Origin of the sequence: Streptomyces sp. DH-12, assembly GCF_002899455.1 — a bacterium.
Taxonomy (GTDB): domain Bacteria; phylum Actinomycetota; class Actinomycetes; order Streptomycetales; family Streptomycetaceae; genus Streptomyces.
This window is the reverse complement of record NZ_PPFB01000001.1, coordinates 6,986,110-7,003,696: the sequence shown is the minus strand read 5'-3', so window position 1 is coordinate 7,003,696 and position 17,587 is coordinate 6,986,110. Positions and strand designations below refer to the sequence as shown.

12 protein-coding genes are annotated in these 17,587 nt (G+C 71.5%); 5 read left to right on the top strand and 7 right to left on the bottom strand.

Features of this window, described 5'->3' with window-relative positions:
• Positions 1-4: 4 nt before the first annotated feature.
• The 5 genes from C1708_RS30805 to C1708_RS30785 form a co-directional block, all read right to left on the bottom strand.
• Positions 5-1,267, bottom strand: coding sequence for a kynureninase (locus tag C1708_RS30805; RefSeq protein ID WP_106415764.1), 1,263 nt, complete (start codon positions 1,265-1,267; stop codon positions 5-7).
• Between the two features lie 98 nt (positions 1,268-1,365).
• The gene (locus C1708_RS30800) at positions 1,366-2,205 is read right to left on the bottom strand and encodes a tryptophan 2,3-dioxygenase (RefSeq protein WP_106415763.1); all 840 of its coding nucleotides are present in this window, start codon (positions 2,203-2,205) and stop codon (positions 1,366-1,368) included.
• Positions 2,202-3,095 (bottom strand): alpha/beta hydrolase, encoded by an 894-nt coding sequence (locus tag C1708_RS30795; RefSeq protein ID WP_106415762.1) that lies wholly within the window; start codon positions 3,093-3,095, stop codon positions 2,202-2,204. The genes C1708_RS30800 and C1708_RS30795 overlap by 4 nt, the downstream gene beginning before the upstream one ends.
• Positions 3,096-3,099: 4 nt before the next feature.
• A complete protein-coding gene (locus C1708_RS30790) occupies positions 3,100-3,732 on the bottom strand; it encodes a DUF6875 domain-containing protein (protein WP_106415761.1) in 633 nt (210 codons plus the stop codon).
• A gap of 71 nt (positions 3,733-3,803) precedes the next feature.
• Positions 3,804-12,086, bottom strand: coding sequence for a non-ribosomal peptide synthetase (locus C1708_RS30785; protein WP_274543380.1), 8,283 nt, complete (start codon positions 12,084-12,086; stop codon positions 3,804-3,806).
• A 639-nt stretch (positions 12,087-12,725) separates the two neighbouring features.
• Between C1708_RS30785 and C1708_RS30780 the strand changes: the two genes are divergently transcribed.
• The 5 genes from C1708_RS30780 to C1708_RS30760 are packed head-to-tail and all read left to right on the top strand — an operon-like array spanning position 12,726 to position 15,814.
• Positions 12,726-14,129, top strand: a complete 1,404-nt coding sequence (locus tag C1708_RS30780; RefSeq protein WP_106415759.1) for a class I adenylate-forming enzyme family protein — start codon at positions 12,726-12,728, stop codon at positions 14,127-14,129.
• Positions 14,126-14,362 carry an acyl carrier protein gene (locus C1708_RS30775; RefSeq protein WP_133169090.1) on the top strand — a complete coding sequence of 79 codons (237 nt, stop codon included), beginning with the start codon at positions 14,126-14,128 and terminating at the stop codon, positions 14,360-14,362. The genes C1708_RS30780 and C1708_RS30775 overlap by 4 nt, the downstream gene beginning before the upstream one ends.
• 46 nt (positions 14,363-14,408) lie before the next feature.
• Entirely contained in the window at positions 14,409-14,609 is a 201-nt protein-coding gene (locus C1708_RS30770) for an MbtH family protein (RefSeq protein ID WP_106415757.1), read from the top strand.
• 9 nt (positions 14,610-14,618) lie between these two features.
• Positions 14,619-15,182, top strand: a complete 564-nt coding sequence (locus C1708_RS30765) for a hypothetical protein (RefSeq protein WP_106415756.1) — start codon at positions 14,619-14,621, stop codon at positions 15,180-15,182.
• A complete protein-coding gene (locus C1708_RS30760) occupies positions 15,179-15,814 on the top strand; it encodes a DUF6875 domain-containing protein (RefSeq protein WP_106415755.1) in 636 nt (211 codons plus the stop codon). The genes C1708_RS30765 and C1708_RS30760 overlap by 4 nt, the downstream gene beginning before the upstream one ends.
• Positions 15,815-16,364: 550 nt before the next feature.
• On the opposite strand, the gene C1708_RS30750 is transcribed toward C1708_RS30760, so the two are convergent.
• Together C1708_RS30750 and C1708_RS30745 are read right to left on the bottom strand one after the other, a co-directional pair.
• Positions 16,365-17,177 (bottom strand): formate/nitrite transporter family protein, encoded by an 813-nt coding sequence (locus C1708_RS30750; RefSeq protein WP_106415753.1) that lies wholly within the window; start codon positions 17,175-17,177, stop codon positions 16,365-16,367.
• Between the two features lie 63 nt (positions 17,178-17,240).
• Positions 17,241-17,579, bottom strand: a complete 339-nt coding sequence (locus tag C1708_RS30745) for an STAS domain-containing protein (protein ID WP_106415752.1) — start codon at positions 17,577-17,579, stop codon at positions 17,241-17,243.
• Positions 17,580-17,587 lie beyond the last annotated feature (8 nt).

Sequence of the window (17,587 nt, the reverse complement as noted above, 5' to 3'; positions counted from 1 at the left end):
CGGGTCAGGTCACCCGGGCGAGACCGGCGGGCCGGGAGGCGTAGGCGCCGTGGGCCACGACGTCACGGATGCGGGCCATCGCGTCCCACACGTCCGTGAAGCGGGTGACCAGGGGGGACAAGCCGATGCGCAGCCGGTCCGGGACCCGGTAGTCGCAGACGACCTTCGCGTCCGCGGCCAGCGCCTGACAGATCCGCCAGGCGTCGGGGTGGTACAGGGACAGATGCGAACCGCGCCGCTCCGGCGGGCGGGGCGAGGCGGGCCGGAAGTCCAGCGGAGTGAGCCAGGCGTCCACGAGATCGTCGGCGAGCCGGCCCAGCCGCAGCCCTTTGGCGCGGATCCGCGCCAGTCCGGCCTCCTCGACCAGGGCGAGGGCGGGGTCGATCGCCGCCAGCGACACGAGCGGCGGGGTGCTCACCAGGAACCGCTCGATGCCCGGCACCGGATCGTAGTCGGGCCCCATCTCGAACTGCCCGCGCTGCCCGTACCAGCCCCACACCGGCTGCCGCAGCCGGGACTGGAGGTCGCGGCGCACATAGAGGAAGGCGGGTGAACCCGGGCCGCCGTTGAGGTACTTGTACGTGCAGCCGACGGCGAGTTCGGCGCCGGTGCCGGCCAGGTCGACGGGGACGGCTCCGGCGGCGTGCGACACGTCCCACACCACGCGTGCGCCGGCCGCGCGGGCCAGGTCGTTCACCTGTGCCATGTCCAGCAGCGCGCCGCTCCGGTAGGACACCAGCGACAGCACCACCAGCGCCACGTCACCGTTCAGTGCCGAGCGCAGCGCATCGAGGCCGAGGCCGCCGTCGAGGTCGGACGGCAGCCGCACCGACCGCAGCCCGCGCTGTTCGGCGAGGCCCTGGACGATGTACCGGTTGGTCGGGAAGTCCTCGGCGTCCATCAGGACGGTGCTGCGCCCCGGCGCCGCGTCCAGGGCGGCGGCGGCCAGCTTGTAGAGGTTGACCGACGTGGAGTCGGAGATCACCACCTCGCCGGGCGCGGCGCCGAGCACGTGCTCGGCGAGGCGGTCGCCGAGCCGGGCGCCCCAGTCGATCCAGCCCTGCCACGACCGGACCAGTCCCCCGCCCCAGCCCTCCTCGACCACGCCCCGCAGCACCTCCGGGGTGGCAGTGGGCAGCGGGCCCAGCGAGTTGCCGTCCAGGTAGATCAGCTCCGGATCGGCGATGACGAACCGCCTGCGGAACGCGGCGAGCGGATCTGCCGCGTCCAGTTCCTCGGCCGCCGTGCGCGGGATCCCGCTCACCATGGGCCCTCCTCGTGTCTCGTGTCGTCGGTGTCCGCGTGATCCCGCCGTGTGCGGTGAGGCCGTTCGCGATGAGGCCGTGGGCGGCCCGGTCAGGACGTTCAAAGCGTGGAGCGCACCGACCACAGTTCCGGGAAGAAGCGGTGCTCGCTGATCCGGGCCAGCCAGGCCACGCCCTCGGTGCCGCCGGTCCCGGGCTTGGCGCCCAGCATCCGCTGGACGGTCACCAGGTGGGTGTAGCGCCAGCGGGCGAACTGGTCGGCGGTGTCCATCAGCGCCTCGGCGAGCAGATGCAGGTCGCGATGGCGGGCGGGGTCCCGGTAGACCGTCCGCCAGGCGTCCTCGACCTCGGCGCCGCCGCGGTACGGTCGGGTGACGTCCCGGTCCGGGGAGTCGTCCGGGGTGAGCAGCCCGCGGCGGACCAGCAGCGCGAGCGCGGCGTCGTACAGACTCGGCGCGTGGAGCTGGGCGACCACCGTCTCGTAGCCCGCCGTGTCCCGGTGCGGCTCGGCCATCGCGGGGTTCTTGTTGCCGAGCAGGAACTCGAGGCGACGGTAGCCGGCCGACTGGAACCCGGAGGCCGACCCCAGGACGTCCCGGAACTCGGCGAACTCCACCGGGGACAGCACGGAGAACGTCTCCCACGACACCAGCAGCACCTGCTGCACCCGTGCGGCGCGGCGCAGCGTCCACAGCGCGTCGTCGAGCAGGTCTTGTGTCAACTGGTCGCGTGCCGTTGTCAGTTCAGTGTGCAGCAGTTTGAACAGCAGCTCCTTGACCTGGCTCATGATGATGAACCCCGGCTCGGTGCGGGCCGGGCTGAGCGGATGCTGCAGGGCCAGCAGCTCGTCCATCCGCGCGTAGTGGGCGTACGGGGTGGTGTCCGGCGGGGATCCGGCCAGCGGGCACGCGGGACTGCGGGTGGTCCGTTCGGTGGTCATGCGGTCGTTCCTTCCAGTCCCATCTGTGTCAGGACCGCGTCGCCCAGCCCGGTGCCCGGCACGCCCAGGTCGTAGGGGAGGTCGAAGTGGTCGCGCCGGTCGGCGACGACCTCGGTCACCGCTGCCCGGGGGCGCAGCGCGGCCACCATCCGGTCGTGCTGGCGGACGTACTCCTCGGTCTCGTTGCCGCCGCGGGCGATCACCGTCCTGGGCAGCCGCGCCGGCAGCCGCCGGACCGGGCTGTTGCGCAGGGCCGCGGCCTCGTCCAGCCGCAGCGCCTCGTTGACGTACGACAGGCGGACCGGCTCCAGGTCGTACACGCCGCTGAGCAGCACCGCGCCGGTGATCCGGCCGGACACGTCCGGTCCGGCCGACGGGGCGGGCAGCAGGGCCATGGCGACCAGGTGCGCGCCCGCGGAAGTGCCGCACAGGTGGAGGCGGTCCGGGGCGAACCCCAGTCCGTCGGCGTGCCGCAGCAGCCATTCGACGGCCCGGCGCACCATGCCCGCCATGGCGTCCAGGCCGACCTCCGGCGCGAGCCCGTACTCGATCACCGCGACCGCCGCGCCGGCGGCCAGCAGCGGCGGCGCCGGGAACGCCGATTCGGCGCGGCCCAGTGCCTGCCAGTTCCCGCCGTGCACGAACACCAGCAGCGGCGCCCGCCCGGCCGCCGGTCCGGGGAAGTAGTCGAGCCGCTCCGCCGGGTGCGGGCCGTAGGCGAGCGAGGTGCGCACCGGGTGGTCCCGGCGGGCGGCCTCGCTCAGCCGCTCGTACGCGCGCAGGTAGGCCTCCAGGCTCGGCACGCGGGAACTGGGCGAGTACTGCCGGTCCAGCGTGGCCTGGTCCATGCCCCGGTACACGGAGCCCGCGTCCGGTGGTGCGTGGCGCATGCGGTCAGCTCCCCGGCGCGTAGGTGGCACGGGCGCGTTCGTACACCTCGGCCAGCAGCGGGTCGATGCCGTGCGATCCGGTGCGGTAGCGGGCTCCGAAACGGTTCGCGTACTCCTCGAACCACTCCCGGCGGTCGGCCAGGAACAGCACGTCGTGGATCGCCATCGACCGCACGGCCATCATCGGCACGGGGGCGTGGCTCACCTCGAACGCCGGGTTGCGGGCGGCCTTCTCCTCGCACTTCTCGTGGAACTGGGCGATCATCAGCCCCCGCCGCACGCTCTCCGGCTTCAGCGCGGTGTGCGCCGCGTCCAGCAGGTGCAGGTGCTCGGTCGGCAGGTCCGGCAGGACGAGCAGCAGGGAGCGCAGATTCGGGTTGCCGGACCTCCAGTCGACCTCGCTGAACTCGTCGAGGCCGCAGCGGACGATCTCGTCGATGAGGGTCTGGCTCGGGGTGGGGCCGACCAGCCTGACACGGATCTCCAGCGCGTCGGCGCGCTGGGCGGGTTCGACGAACGGGCACACCGGGCCGGTGCGTCCGAGTTCGCCGTGCGGTCGGCGGATGTACTCGCTCAGCCATTCGTCCACGGCGGCCAGGGCCTTGGCCACGTCGACGGAGAGCGCGTCGGTCAGCATCAGTGTCAGTCCTCGGGTGTCGGTCCTCGCGGACAGCGGACGGCGGGTTCCCGGTGGGCGGCCCGCGGAGGTCACTCGTCGCCGGTGAGGTCGTGCAGCTTGGCCGAGAGGATGCGGCCGATCTGGGCCAGTGTGTCCGGGCGGGTCAGCATCGACCCGTGGTCGCCGGGCACCACGTGGGCCTCGACGGAGCCGCGCACGTACGGCTGCCAGGCCTCGGCGGTCACCGGCGGGTCCTGCTCCTCCGAGCAGGCGATCAGCAGCAGGTCGCCGTCGATCGGGCCGGGCCGGTAGTCCACGGTCAGATGGGTGTTGTTCGCCGAGATCTCGGTGATCGTCGTGAGCCGGTCCTCCTCCAGGTTGGCCAGCACACTGCCCTGGCGGCGGAGGATCTCCCGCGCCTTGGCGAAGGTCATCTCCCCGTCGTCGTGGTGGCTGCCGTCGTCGACGAGACCCACGTGGTAAAGCAGCATCACCCGGTCGTCGGGGGCGGGGACATCGGCGTGGGTGAGGCCCTGCCAGTCGGGGATCACGTCGAGCACCGCGACCAGCGCCACCGGTTCGCCGCGCCGCTGGAACTCGGCGGCCAGCGCGTGCGCGCACAGCCCGCCGAACGACCAGCCGGCCAGGTGGTACGGTCCGTGCGGCTGCACCCGCTGGATCTGGTCGGCGTAGTCCACCGCCATCTCCTCGATGCTGGCGGGCCGGGGTTCCGGCCGGGCCAGACTGCGCGCCTGGATGCCGTACAACGGGTACTGCGGTCCCAGGTGCTTGATGAGCGCGCTGTACGACCAGCTGATGCCTCCGCCCGGATGAACGCAGAACAGCGGCGGCCTGTCGCCCCCGGTGCGCAGCGGCAGCATCACCTCGTACGAGCCGTCCGCGTCGTCGACGTCGAGCCGGGCCGCGATGCCCGCCGGGGTCGGCGCCTCGAACAGGCTCCGCACGCCCAGCTCGACGCCGAAGGCCGCGCGCAGCCGGGCGATCAGCCGGGTGGCGAGCAGGGAGTGTCCGCCCAGGTCGAAGAAGTCCTCGCTCACTCCGACGACCGGACGGCCGAGCACCTCCGCGAACAGCTCACACACCACCTGCTCCTGCGGGGTGGCCGGCGCCCGCCCGATGTCGGCGGGCTCCGCGTCGAACGCCGGCAGCGCGGCACGGTCGAGCTTCCCGTTGGAGGTGAGCGGCAGCCGGTCGAGCGGGACGACGGCGGCGGGGCGCATGTACTCGGGCAGCTGCCGGCGCAGGTGCTCGCGTACGGCCATGAGCAGGGCGCCGGTGCTGCGGCCGGTGGCCGGGCTGGTGGTCCAGGAGGACAGCGGACTGCCGGGACCGGCCGCGCCCGTGGGCGCGTAGGAACCGACGGGCACCGACTCGCCGAGCAGTTCGCGTCTGACGTACGTGACGTCGAGGGTGGCCGGATCGTGGCCGTTCCAGCTGATCGCCGTCCAGTAGCCGTGCTTCTCGCCGAGGCGGTGCAGGTCCTCCGGGTCGACGCCGGGCGTGTCCCTCACGTCCGGCGCGGTCCCGGACTCGAGCGCGCGCTGCGCGGCGAGGTCGGCTGCGATACGCGCGTGCGGAACCCCCGTGACGCGCACCCGGTCGGGCCGCGCTCCGCCCAGGTGATCGGCGAGGGCGCCCAGGTCACGAGTCCAGGGCCGGGTGGGCGCGTCGGTGAGGGGGTGGGGGGTGATGCCGGTCTTGTAGAGGGTGGCGTCGTAGCGGTAGCGGGTGAGTTCGTTGTGGGCGGTGCCGCGCTTGAGCTGGATGTCGGTGCCCGCCAGGCCGGGGACGTGGTGGGCGAGGGCGGAGAAGTACTCGGGGTCGACCAGGAGTTCCTTCTCCAGGACGAGGCTCTGCTCGACGGCACGCCGGATCGCGGCCGTGTCGGCCGGGTCCTCGGCACGCGCCGCCTGGACGCCGGAGGCGAAGGTCCGCAGCAGCCGCGGGTTGCGCAGGTCGCCCAGGAACAGGGCGCCGCCGGGTGCAAGCAGGCGGAAGGCCTCCTCGACGACCTGCGTCAGGTACCCGCCGTTCGGGAAGTACTGGGCGACGGAATTCAGCACGATCGTGTCGAAGTGGCCCTGCGGAAGGTCGCCGTGTTCGTGGGCGGCCTGCACCCGGAGCCGGACCCGGCGGGCCAGTTCGGGGTCGGCGTCGACATGGCGCCGCAGCGTCTCCACGACGACCGGGGAGAAGTCCGTTCCCCAGTACTCCTCGCATTCGGGCGCCAGTCCGGACAGCAGCAGACCGGTGCCGACACCGATCTCCAGGACCCGGGCGGGCCTCAGCGCCCTGATCCGCTCGAGCGTGGCCGCACGCCACTCCCGCATCTCGGGCAGCGGGATCGGCTCACCGTCGTAGCTGCTGTTCCAGCCGGAGAAGTCCTCACCGAGCGTCGAACCCGGCGCGGAGTACAGCGAGTCGTAGAGGTCCCGCCACTCGCCGATCTGGTCCCGCTCCTCCTCGTCCCCCGCCGGTCCGCCGGCGTCGGGGACGATGTAGGCGATCAGGCGGGTGCTGCCGGGCCGGTCGCGTTGCGCGACCACGGCGGCCTGGGCGACGTGGGGGTGCTCGGTGAGGACGTGCTCGATCTCGCCGGGCTCGATACGGAAACCGCGGACCTTGACCTGCTGGTCGGCGCGGCCCATGTACTCCAGGTCCCCGTCGGCGTTGACGCGCACGAGGTCACCCGTGCGGTACATCCGGCCGCCGGACCCGGGCGAGTACGGGTCGGCGACGAACCGCTCGGCCGTCAGACCGGGCTTGCCGAGATAGCCGCGGGCCAGACCCGCTCCCGCGATGTACAGCTCACCGGTCACCTGCGGCGGAACGGGCCGCAGACACGCGTCGAGGACGTACACCCGCGTGTTCGCCATCGGACGCCCGATCGGCACCGTCGCCCCACCGGTGCAGGGACGCGGGACGGGGTGACAGGTGGCGAAGGTGGTCGTCTCCGTCGGCCCGTAACCGTCCACGACCCTCAGAGCGGGGCAGGCCTCGTGCAGACGCCGCACCGTGGCCCCCGAGACGGCCTCACCACCCGTCCACACCTCCCGCACCGTCGACAAGGCGTCCACCGCGTGGTCGGCGATCACGTTCAGCAGGGAACTGGTCAGCCACAACGCGGTGACACGCTCGGAAGCGATCGTGTGCTGCAGAGCGGGGACGTCCAGCTCCCCGGCCGGGGCCACGACCACGGTCCCGCCGTTCAGCAACGGCACCCACAACTCGTAGGTGGAGGCGTCGAACGCCGCCGGCGAGTGCAACAGCACCCGCTGGTGCGCCCGAGGGTCGAACCGCGGATCCAGAGCCAGAGCGGCCACATTGCGATGCGTCACCACGATCCCCTTGGGCTCGCCCGTCGAACCCGAGGTGTACATCACATACGCCGCGTCACCCCCGCACACACCCACCTCGGGCGCCTCGCGCTGCTCCGGGCGGTCGGGTGTCGAGCCGATGACGAAGACGTCCGCGGCGCCCGTCGGGAGCTGCGGCTGGGACACGTCGTCGGTCACCACCAGCGAGGCGCCGGTGTCGGCCAGGACATGGCGGATCCGGTCGGCCGGGTAGCGGGTGTCGAGGGGCACGTAGACGGCGCCGGCCTTGGCCAGGCCCAGGACCGCGGTGACCGACGCGATCGAACGCTCCAGAAGAACACCGACCGCGTCACCGGGCCGCACCCCCCGGCCCATCAGCTCGTGCGCAAGCGCGTCGGCCCGCGCGTCGAGCTGAGCGTACGAGAGCGTGCGGTCACCGTCGGTGACCGCCGGCGCGCCGGGCGTCTCCCCGGCCTGCCGAGCGAACAGCTCGCCGAGAGAGGCTTCCGGCACGGGATGCGCCGTGTCGTTGAAGTCGACCACCGCACGCCGGTGTTCCTCGGGGGTGAGGATGTCGATGTGGTTGAGGGGCTGGTCGGGGTGTGTGGTGGCGACGTCGAGGAAGTGGAGCCACCGTTCGAACAGGGCCAGGACGGTGGGCGCGTCGTAGATGTCGCTGGAGTACTCGACGGCTCCGGTGATGCCCTGCGGCTCACCATGCGCCCCGCGCCGCTCGGCCAGGCTGAAGAACAGGTCGAACTTCGCCGTCCCCGTCCTGCCCAACTCGACCCCGGCTCGCAGTCCGGGGAGCTCCAGCTCGGTCACGGGGGCGTTCTGAAGGGCCAGCATCACCTGGAACAGCGGGTGGTGCGACAGGGTACGGGTGGGATTGATCAGCTCCACCAGGTACTCGAACGGCACGTCCTGATGCGCATAGGCGGCAAGACTCCGCTCCCGCACCCGCGTGATCAGCTCCGCGAAGCTCGGATCCCCGGATGTGTCCGTACGCAGGACCAGCGTGTTCACGAAGAACCCGATCAACTCGTCCAGCGCCTGGTCGGTACGGCCGGCCACCGGACTGCCCACCGGAACGTCCTCACCCGCGCCCAGCCGCGTCAGCAGCCCCGCGAGACCCGCCTGCAGCACCATGAAGAGACTCGCGCCCGACACCCGCGCGAGATCGGCGAGCCTCCGGTGCAGATCCGCACCGATGTCCACCGTGACGTAATCGCCCCGGTAGGTCATCACCGCCGGACGCGGACGATCCGCGGGAAGGGTCAACTGATCCGGCAGACCCGCCAACGCCTCCGTCCAGTACGCGATCTGCGACGCGAACAGACTGTCCGGGTCCTCCTGGTCCCCCAGCAGCTCGTTCTGCCACAACGTGTAATCCGCGTACTGCACCGGCAACGCGGACCACTCCGGCGCCCGCCCCTCCACCCGAGCCGTATACGCCCGGGTCAGATCAGCGGCCAGCGGACCCAACGACCAACCGTCACCCGCGATGTGATGCAGGACGAGCAGCAGCGCGTACCGCTGTTCGGAGACCCTGAACAGCTCGGCGCGGAGCGGGATCTCGGCTGCCAGGTCGAAGGGGTACCGGGCGGCTGACTTCAGCGCGTCGGGCAGTTCCGTCTCGGTGACGCCGGTGACGGGCAGCTCCACGCTCACACGGTCCAGGACGCGCTGGAACGGGGTGCCGTCCGCCTCGGGGAACACCGTCCGCAGGCTCTCGTGCCGGGCCACCACGTCACCGAGGGCGGCCCGCAGCGCCTCACGGTCCAACTCACCGCCCAGCCTGACGACGAGGGGGATGTTGTAGGTGGCGCTCGGCCCTTCCATCTTGTGCAGGAACCACAACCGCCGCTGAGCGGACGAGAGGGGAAGGACTGACGGACTTTCCCGTGCCGTCAGGGGCGGCCGGGCGGGTCCCGCGGTGTCGAGGAGTGCCGCCACCGCGGCCGGGGTCGGGCCCTCGAACAGCGCGCGCAGCTCCAGCTCCACCCCGAACGCCGAGCGGAGCCGGGCGATCAGCCGGGTGGCGAGCAGGGAGTGCCCACCCAGGTCGAAGAAGCCGTCGTCGACGCCGACCCGGGGCAGCCCGAGCACCTGCGCGAACAGATCGCACACGATCTGCTCCCGCGGCGTACGCGCCTCCCGCCCCGGCCTGGGGACGGTGAAGTCCGGCTCCGGCAGTGCCGCCTTGTCCAGCTTGCCGTTCGCGGTGAGTGGCATGCGGTCCAGTACGACCACGGCGGCCGGCACCATGTGGTCGGGCAGGCGGTCCCGCGCGAACTTCCGTGCTTCCGCGCCGCACAGGGCGCCTCGTGCCACCACGTAGGCGATGAGGCGGGCATCGCCGGACTGTTCCCCGCGGACCACTACCGCGGCCTCGGCGACGTCGGGGTGGTCGGTCAGCACGTTCTCGATCTCGCCGGGCTCGATGCGGAAGCCGCGGATCTTGACCTGCTGGTCGGCGCGGCCGACGAACTCCAGCGCGCCGTCCTGGTTCCAGCGCACCAGGTCACCCGTGCGGTACATCCGCCCACCGGGTTCGGGTGCGTACGGGTCCGCCACGAAACGCTCGGCCGTCAGACCCGGCCTGTTCAGATAGCCGCGGGCGACACCCCCGCCCGCGACGTACAGCTCCCCCACCACACCGGGCGCCACCAGCTCCAGACCCGGACCGAGCACATACGTCCGCAGGTCGGTGATGCCGACGCCGATGACGCTGGCCGCCGCGGTGACGTGCTGCCGGGTCAGCGGCTGGTACGTGACGTGGACCGTGGTCTCCGTGATGCCGTACATGTTGACCAGGGTCGGCGTGTCGTCGGGGTGGCGCCGGTACCAGTCGGCCAGGCGGGACGGCTGGAGTGCCTCACCGCCGAACACCACCGTGCGCAGAGCGAGTTCACGTCCCGACGGGGAGGCGTCGGCGTCGGCCTGCGCCAACTGGTAGAAGGCTGAGGGCGTCTGATTGAGGACGGTGACGCCGTGTTCGGCCAGCAGGTCCAGGAAGGCGCCGGGCGTCCGGCTGACCTCGTAGGGCACCACGACCAGCCGGCCGCCGTGCAGCAGCGCTCCCCACATCTCCCAGACGGAGAAGTCGAAGGCGTAGGAGTGGAACAGCGTCCACACGTCCTCGGGGCCGAAGCCGAAGCTCTTCCGGGTGGCGTCGAAGAGCCGCACCACGTTGCGGTGGGCGACGACGACGCCTTTGGGCCGGCCGGTGGAGCCGGAGGTGTAGATGACGTACGCGGGATGGCCGGCCGAGAGCGCGGTGACGGGGTCGTCGGTGCGCTGATCCGTCACGTCGAGCGTGTCCCACAGCACCACCGGTGTCCCGGCCGTCTCCGCCGGACGGTGCTCGGTGGTCGTCAGGACCAGGGCCGGCCGGGCGTCGGCGACCATGTGAGCCACCCGGGCCGCCGGATAGGCCGGATCAAGGGGGAGATAGGCGGCGCCCGCCTTCAGCACCGCCAGGACGGCGACCACCAGATCCGCAGAGCGCGGCAGGGCCAGCGCGACGACGTCCTCGGGCCCGACACCACGACCCGCCAGCTCATGAGCCAGGCGGTTTGCCCGCTCGTTCAGCTCCCCGTACGACAGCGTGGACCCGTCCCACACCACTGCCGCCGCGCCGGGAGCCGCCGCCACCCGCGCCTCGAACAGCTCCGGCAGCGTCACCCGCGACGGCACGGCGGCCACGGCCGCCGGCAGCACGGCCGCCCGTTCCTGCGGGGAGAGCAGATCGATCCGCCCGATCGGCCGGGAGGGATCCGTGGCCGTGACGGCGCGCAGGGCGGTGAGCAGGCGTCGGTGGTGCATGGCCAGTTCGTCGGGTGTGCACAGTTCGGGGTGGGCGTTCAGGTCGACGGCCGGGCCGTTGCCGTCGCGGCGGTCCCACACGGCGAGGGTGAGGTCGCCCACCAGACCGGAGGTGAGGTTGTGCGCGGTGGCCGGCAGTCCCGCGAAGGTGATCGCGTAGTCGAAGGACATGACGTTGACGACCGGCGCGTACCACGTCCCCAGGTTGCCGGGCAGTTCGAGGTCGCGCTGGATGTCCTCGGCCCGGTACCGCTGGTGCCCGCCCAGTTCGCGCACGCGTCGGCCGATCTGGGTGAGGAGTCCGCCGAGTGTCAGCTCCGGTCGCAGCTCCAGCCGGAGCGGGAGGACGTTGGCGGCCGTGCCGGGGGTGCGCCGCTCGACCTGGCTGAGGCGTGCCGTCACCGGCAGGCCCAGGACGACGGTGGACGTGCCGGTCGTCCGGTGGACGTGGAGGGCCGCGGCGGCGATGACCAGGTGCGACCAGGGGGCGCGGGCCCGACGGGCCGCGTCGCGCAGTGCCGTGTGCTCCGTCGGCTCCAGTGCGGCGGTGTGCCGGCGGTAGCTCTCCGGCGTGGTCGTCGGCCGGCCGACGACGCCGGCCGGCTGCGGACGGTCGGCGAAGCGTTCCGACCAGTACGCCCTGTCCTGGGCAAATCGTTCCGATGCCTGGTAGGTCCGCTCCGCCGTGATCAGGTCGGACAGCGAGCCGAAGGGACTCGCTCCCACCGGGCCGCCTCGGGCGAGGGCCGTGTAGACGTCGGCGACCCGGCGGGTTATCAGCAAGGTCCCGAAGGCGTCCATCACGGCGTGGTGGTACCCCTGGTACCACCAGAAGCGGTCGGCGCTCAGCTTCAGGAGCGCATACTCGAACAGCCGGTCCTCGGTCAGGCTCATGGGCCGCGCGACCGCGGTGTCCATCCAGTCGCGGGCGGCCTGTTCGGGATCCGGCGCCATGCTCAGGTCGGTGACCACGAGCGGCCGGTCGGCGGGGTCCAGGAGGGCTTGCCGGACCTCGCCGCCTTCCTCGACGAAGCGGACGTGGAGCGCGTCGGCCTCGGCGACGACGCGCCTGAGGGCTTCGTCGAACAGTTTCGGGTCCACGCCTCCGCGGATCTCCAGGTACTCCCCCACCCGGAAGACTCGATTTCCTCTCCTCAGCCGCTGCTCGGCAATCCATATTTCGCGTTGCGCAGCCGTGAGGGGCAACGTGGTGCCGACACTGACGGACAAATCTCCACCTCCGAAAATTCCCCCGCACGGACGGCCGGAGAGGCAGGAATGAAAAAGCGCAATGGCTTGGAGAACGCAGGCGTTGATTCGATTGCGCTGAAGCGGGACGGCGACCTTCGCTCTGCCGGAGCGACCTGAATAGCCGTGTGAGTACGGGAGCAGGAAGCACCCGCCCGGAAACGCGACAGAGGGAACCTAACCCCGGGAGATCTGGAGGTCAAGGAGACCAATCGGCTATGCCACACGCATGTCCGGCCCGTGTCCCGCCGGCGGGACACGCGGGGCGACCCGGCGGGACACGCGCGTCCGTCCCGCTTCAACTGCGGCGCCCACCGATGCGACCCGGCGGCCGACTTCCCTGGAATTGACTGGTGGAGGCCGACCATGCGCGATGACGGCGGGACCCGGCCGACGCTCGCCGCGCGCCGGGCGAAGTCGCTTCCCGGGGACGCCGCGCCGCCGGTGCGGCAACCGGCGGCGGGACCCTCGCGTCACTCACGGGGTGGTCCGCCTTGATCGGCGGGCTCTTGCCCGCCGTTTATCGACGGTGTTAGCTTCACCGTTCATAAATGCCGTTCGCACGTTTCCCGAGGCTGTTTCACAAAAGGAAACTCTATGGCAAGAACGCAGTGGGTGAGTCATCTGCTGAACCGTGGCGCGGACGACGACCCGTGGGCCGTTTCGAGCGCTCCGGTCACCCGGGGCCAGTTACGCGGTGCGGTCGCCGACCTTGAGGAGCGTTTCCGGAACGAGGGAATCGGCGAAGGCAGCTCTGTTGTCCTGAGGATGACGCCGAGTTTCACTTATATTCAGGTGCTGTTGGCTCTGTGGAGCCGTGGTGCGCAGGTGGTTCTGGTCGACTTCCGGCTGAAACCGGCCGAGTACGAGCCGCTGGTCCGGCAGGTGCGTCCGCAGTACCTCGTCGTCGCGGCCGGCGCCGGAGGGCCGGTGGCCGGATTCCGTCAGGAGTCCGACTTCTCGGTCCGGCGGCTGCCGGACGGCCGGCCCGCCGTCGACGGTGTGCGGCTGGTGCAGTTCAGCTCGGGCTCGTCCGGCCGGCCCAAGGTGATCGGCCGGCCCGCCGACTCCGTGCTGGCCGAGATCGACCGGCACGCCGCGCTTCCGGGGATCCCGGGCGCGGATGACCGGATGATGCTGCTGAACTCGGTCATGCACAATATGGGCCTGGTCAGCGGTGTGCTGCACGCCCTGGCGTCCGGGGCGACGCTGATCGTCCCGCCGACGTTGCGCCCGGCCGAGGTCGTACGGCTCATGGCGGCGACCGGGACGACCGCCGTCTACGGAACGCCGGTCCACTACGACCTGCTGTCCCGCACCGCCGAGCGGCCCCGGCTGCCCGAGCTGCGTCTCGCGGTGTCCGGCGGCGAGCGGGTGCCGCAGGAGACCTTCGAGCGCTTCGGCGCGTGCTTCGGCCTGCCGATCAGCCCGGTCTACGGCCTGACCGAGATCGGACTGATCGCGGGTGACCTGTCCGGCGGCTCCGTGCCTCCGCAACTGGGGTTCCCGGTGCCGGGGGCCGAGGTCAAGGTCGTCGACGAGGAGCTGTACGTGCGGATGGACCGCTCGCCGTATCTGTACGGCGAGCATGCGGACCGCTACACGGACGGCTGGCTGCGGACCTTCGACCGGGTCCGGCAGGATCCCGCGACCGGGGTGCTGAGCATGCTCGGCCGGGCCGACTCGCTGGCCGTGATCGGCGGACTGAAGGTCGACCTCACGGAAGTGGAGAACGTCCTCCTGGCCCACGACCGGGTGACGGAGGCCGTCGTGACGCACGGAGAGGTCATCGAGGCGTTCGTGGGCGCCGACCCCGCCGTCGGCGTGGACGAGTTGACCGTCTGGTGCCGGGAGCGGCTGAGCCCCGTCAAGGTCCCCAAGCGGTTCCACGTCACGCGTCTGCTGCCGCGGAACTCGATGGGGAAGCTGATCCGCGACCGTGCGCTGATGCACGGACGCGTCCTGCCGGAATCGCCCCCGCGGGCAGAGGAGGACCTGTGATCTCGAAAGACGACCTCAGGACGATATTGGCCGAGAACGCGGGCCTCGGGCCGTCGGAGGAACTGACGGACGACGCCGAGCTGGTGATCGACTCCTTCACCCTGGTCGTCCTGCAGCACGTCCTGGAGGAGCGGCACGGCCTGGTGATCGAGCCGCAGTTCGACGACATGGCGCAGTTCACCTCGATCGACGGCATCCACACGTATGTGACCAGGGTCGCGCAGAAGCACTGACCGGCGCCCCGGCCCTCCATCCGACCGTATTGCGCAGGGAGCGATGATGAGCAACCCCTTCGAGAACCCCGACGGCGCCTTCCTGGTGCTCGTCAACGACGAGGGCCAGCACTCGCTGTGGCCGTCGTTCGCCGAGGTGCCCGCGGGCTGGACGGTCGCGCTCGGCGAGAGCGACCGCGGCACCTGCCTCGCCTACGTCGAGGAGCACTGGACCGACATGCGCCCGCTGAGCCTCGTGCGCCGATAGGAGACCTCGATGGACGACGCCGCATTCCAGCAGCTGCTGTTACGTGAGGAGGACCTCGAGGAGTCGTTCTTCGGCGAGGAGCCCAGCGCCGCCTACGATCCCGTCTTCGTCTCCGGCGACGAGTCGGGGCGGGCCATCGTCGACCTGACGAACATGCTCACCCACGGCACGCATCCCGAGACGGTGCACCACGCCTCCGCGCTGTTCACGAACGTCGTGGGGTCGGTGGTCTTCCACCATGTCGCCCAGTTCGGCCACGGGACCTGCCGGCAGGTCTACCAGCAGCTCTTCGACGCGGTGCACGCATGCGTGCGGTACCGGATGGAACTCAACGACGGCGTGCAGCTCGACATCTCGAGGGTGGACCTGAGGACCGTCGAGCTGGGGGACGGCGGTTTCCTGGTGCGGTGGCTGTCCGCCGTGGACCACTTCCGGATCGAGACCGCCTGGGTGGTCGTCGCGAAGGGCGACGTCCTCACGTTCGTCAACGCCCGGATCCCGGACGAGTCGGAGATCCAGCGGCTCGCACGCACCGCCGTCGACCGCGTCACCGAACCGACCGGTGCGTCATGACGTCCACGACATCCCTGGCCGACTTCGCGTCAGTGGTGGAGACGGTCGAGGAATGGCTGACCGGATACATCTCAGCCGGCCATCCGGAGATCGGCCGCACGGGGCCCATCTGTCCCTTCGTGGCACCCTCGCGCAAGAATCGGACGATGGAAATCCGCTTGCGGTTGGCCGGCCACGCGCCGACCCTCGAACTGATCGAGGAGATCGCCCGCAGCAGTCTGCGGGAGTACGAGCTGACGACCTGGCAAGGCCGCAATCCCATGCTGCGTGCCATGGTGGTCGCACTTCCCGACCTCCGTAGCGAGGACACCGGACTGCTCGACCAGGCCCATGCCCGGGTGAAGGACGCCTTCGTGGCGCAGGGGCTCATGATCGGCCAGTTCCACGAGAACTGCGAGGTGACGGCCGCCCGCAACCCCCGCTTCGCGGTGAGCAAGGCGCCCTTGCCCCTGTTCGCCATCCGCGCCATCGCCCTGCACGACGTCTTCTTCCTGTCCGAGCGACCGCACTGGTTCCAGCAGTACCGGCAGCGATTCGGCAAGTTCTTCGGACCGGGATCCACCGTGATGGACCCGCTCCTGGTGGAGCGCTACCAGAAGGCCGAGCAGGCTTACGGCGGTTCGCCCCCGTGAGTGCCGGCGACTGCTCGGCCGCCGGTGGGGGGCTTCGGCACTGTCGGGGTCCCCCGCCGGCGGGACATCGCCCGGAACCGGTCCGGAACCGCCGGGAGCGACTGCCCGTGGGTCGGCATGCCGTCGACGCCCGCCCACGAAGACCCGGGGACCCGACGTGCTGCCGCTGGATGGACGGCGTGGTCACGAGCCTGGTCGTCCGGGACGAGCACGACGGCCGCTGCCACCCCCTGTTCGGTGGTGGAGTGCGTCGGCCGGCCTCGGCTGCGCAGGCGGCCCGTTCCCCGGAAGCGGCTCGCTGCCACTCGGCGGCGGCCGATGCCGAGGGCGCCGGGGGGAGGACGGCGGCGGACAGCTCGGTGGCGAGCTGACAGGGCGGTCGAGCGGGCTTCCCGGGCCGGACGACGAGGACGCATGGCCGCGGCGGGCCTCGGCCTGCCGCCGGGCACGGTCAGCGACGGGGGGAGGAAGCTCGGCCGGGAGGACTCCGAGGCGAGTGCGGACGGCTCCGTCAGTCCCTCGATGGGGTCGACGGCGGCCCCCTCCCGGATCAGGTGTCGCCGGCCTTCGTCGCGGGCGCGTCCTCGCGCAGCACCGGTGCGCTGCGCACGAGGCGCAGCGCCGTGGTCAGCAGGACGCCCCCGGCCACGTTGCCGAGGACCGCCCAGCCCAGCCATACCAGCCAGTCGGCGTACCCGTAGGGCGTGCTGCCGGCGTGCAGGCCGGCGAACGCGATCAGGGAGTCCAGGACCGAGTGCCACAGCCCGAGTCCGGCCAGGACGAACGCGGCGGACACCGATGCGGTGATCTTCCCGGTCATGGACTCGGTGCCCTGGTGCATCCGGGTCATGAGGGTGATGACGCCGCCGCCCAGCACGGTGAGGCAGAAGGTGCCCAGGGTGTATCCGCCGTCGACGAACCGCGCGCCCGCGTCGGCCGCCGTGCGGTGCAGCTCGGGGAAGGCCCGCATCACGATCCACATGAACACCCATCCGCCGGCCAGGTTCATCACCAGGACCGTCACCCACAGCCGCAGCAGGTCGAGCCAGGTGGCCGCGCCGGCGATCACGGTGCTGACCGGCACCAGGAAGCCCTCGGTGAACAGTTCGCTGTGGCCGAGCAGCAGGGCGATCAACCCTACGGAGAAGGCCAGTCCGGCCAGCAGGTCGCTGCCGGTCTCGTGCTTGACGAACAGCAGCGTCATGACGCCGACGCTCACGTCGATGCCGCCGAGCAGCGAGGTGGCCACCAGGGACGCCCAGGTGCGGTGCAGACGCGGCCGGCCTTCGGCGACGATCCGTTCCGCCGCCTCGGCGACGCGCCGCTCCCCCGGTCCTTTCATGATCTGGTCGTCAGGCTCCATAACGGTTCTCCGCTCCCGGCTCTCCCCGCGGCGGCCGGGGGCACGACGCCGGGCGGGCCGGAGTCAGCCGTCGAGCAGGACGGCCGGCGTGTCGGGAAGGAGCCGGGCGAGGTCGAGGTCCGGCCTCACCCTCGTGGCGAGGATCAGCAGCCGCAGCGGCTGCGGCGCCAGGTTGGTCACGGTGGTCTTGCGGGACGGGCCCTCCGGGGACGGCTGTTCGAACAGCAGGTGGAGTCCGGCGACGTCCATGAAGCGGGCGTGCTGCAGGTCCCAGACCAGTTCGGTCACGCTCGGCGGCAGCCCGGCAGCGGCGGCCCGGAGCAGGGGCAGGGTGTCGTGGTCGATCTCGCCGTGCACGGTGATCCGTGCCGCGGCGCCCTCGGTCCGTGTGGTGAAGTGCATGGTGGGCA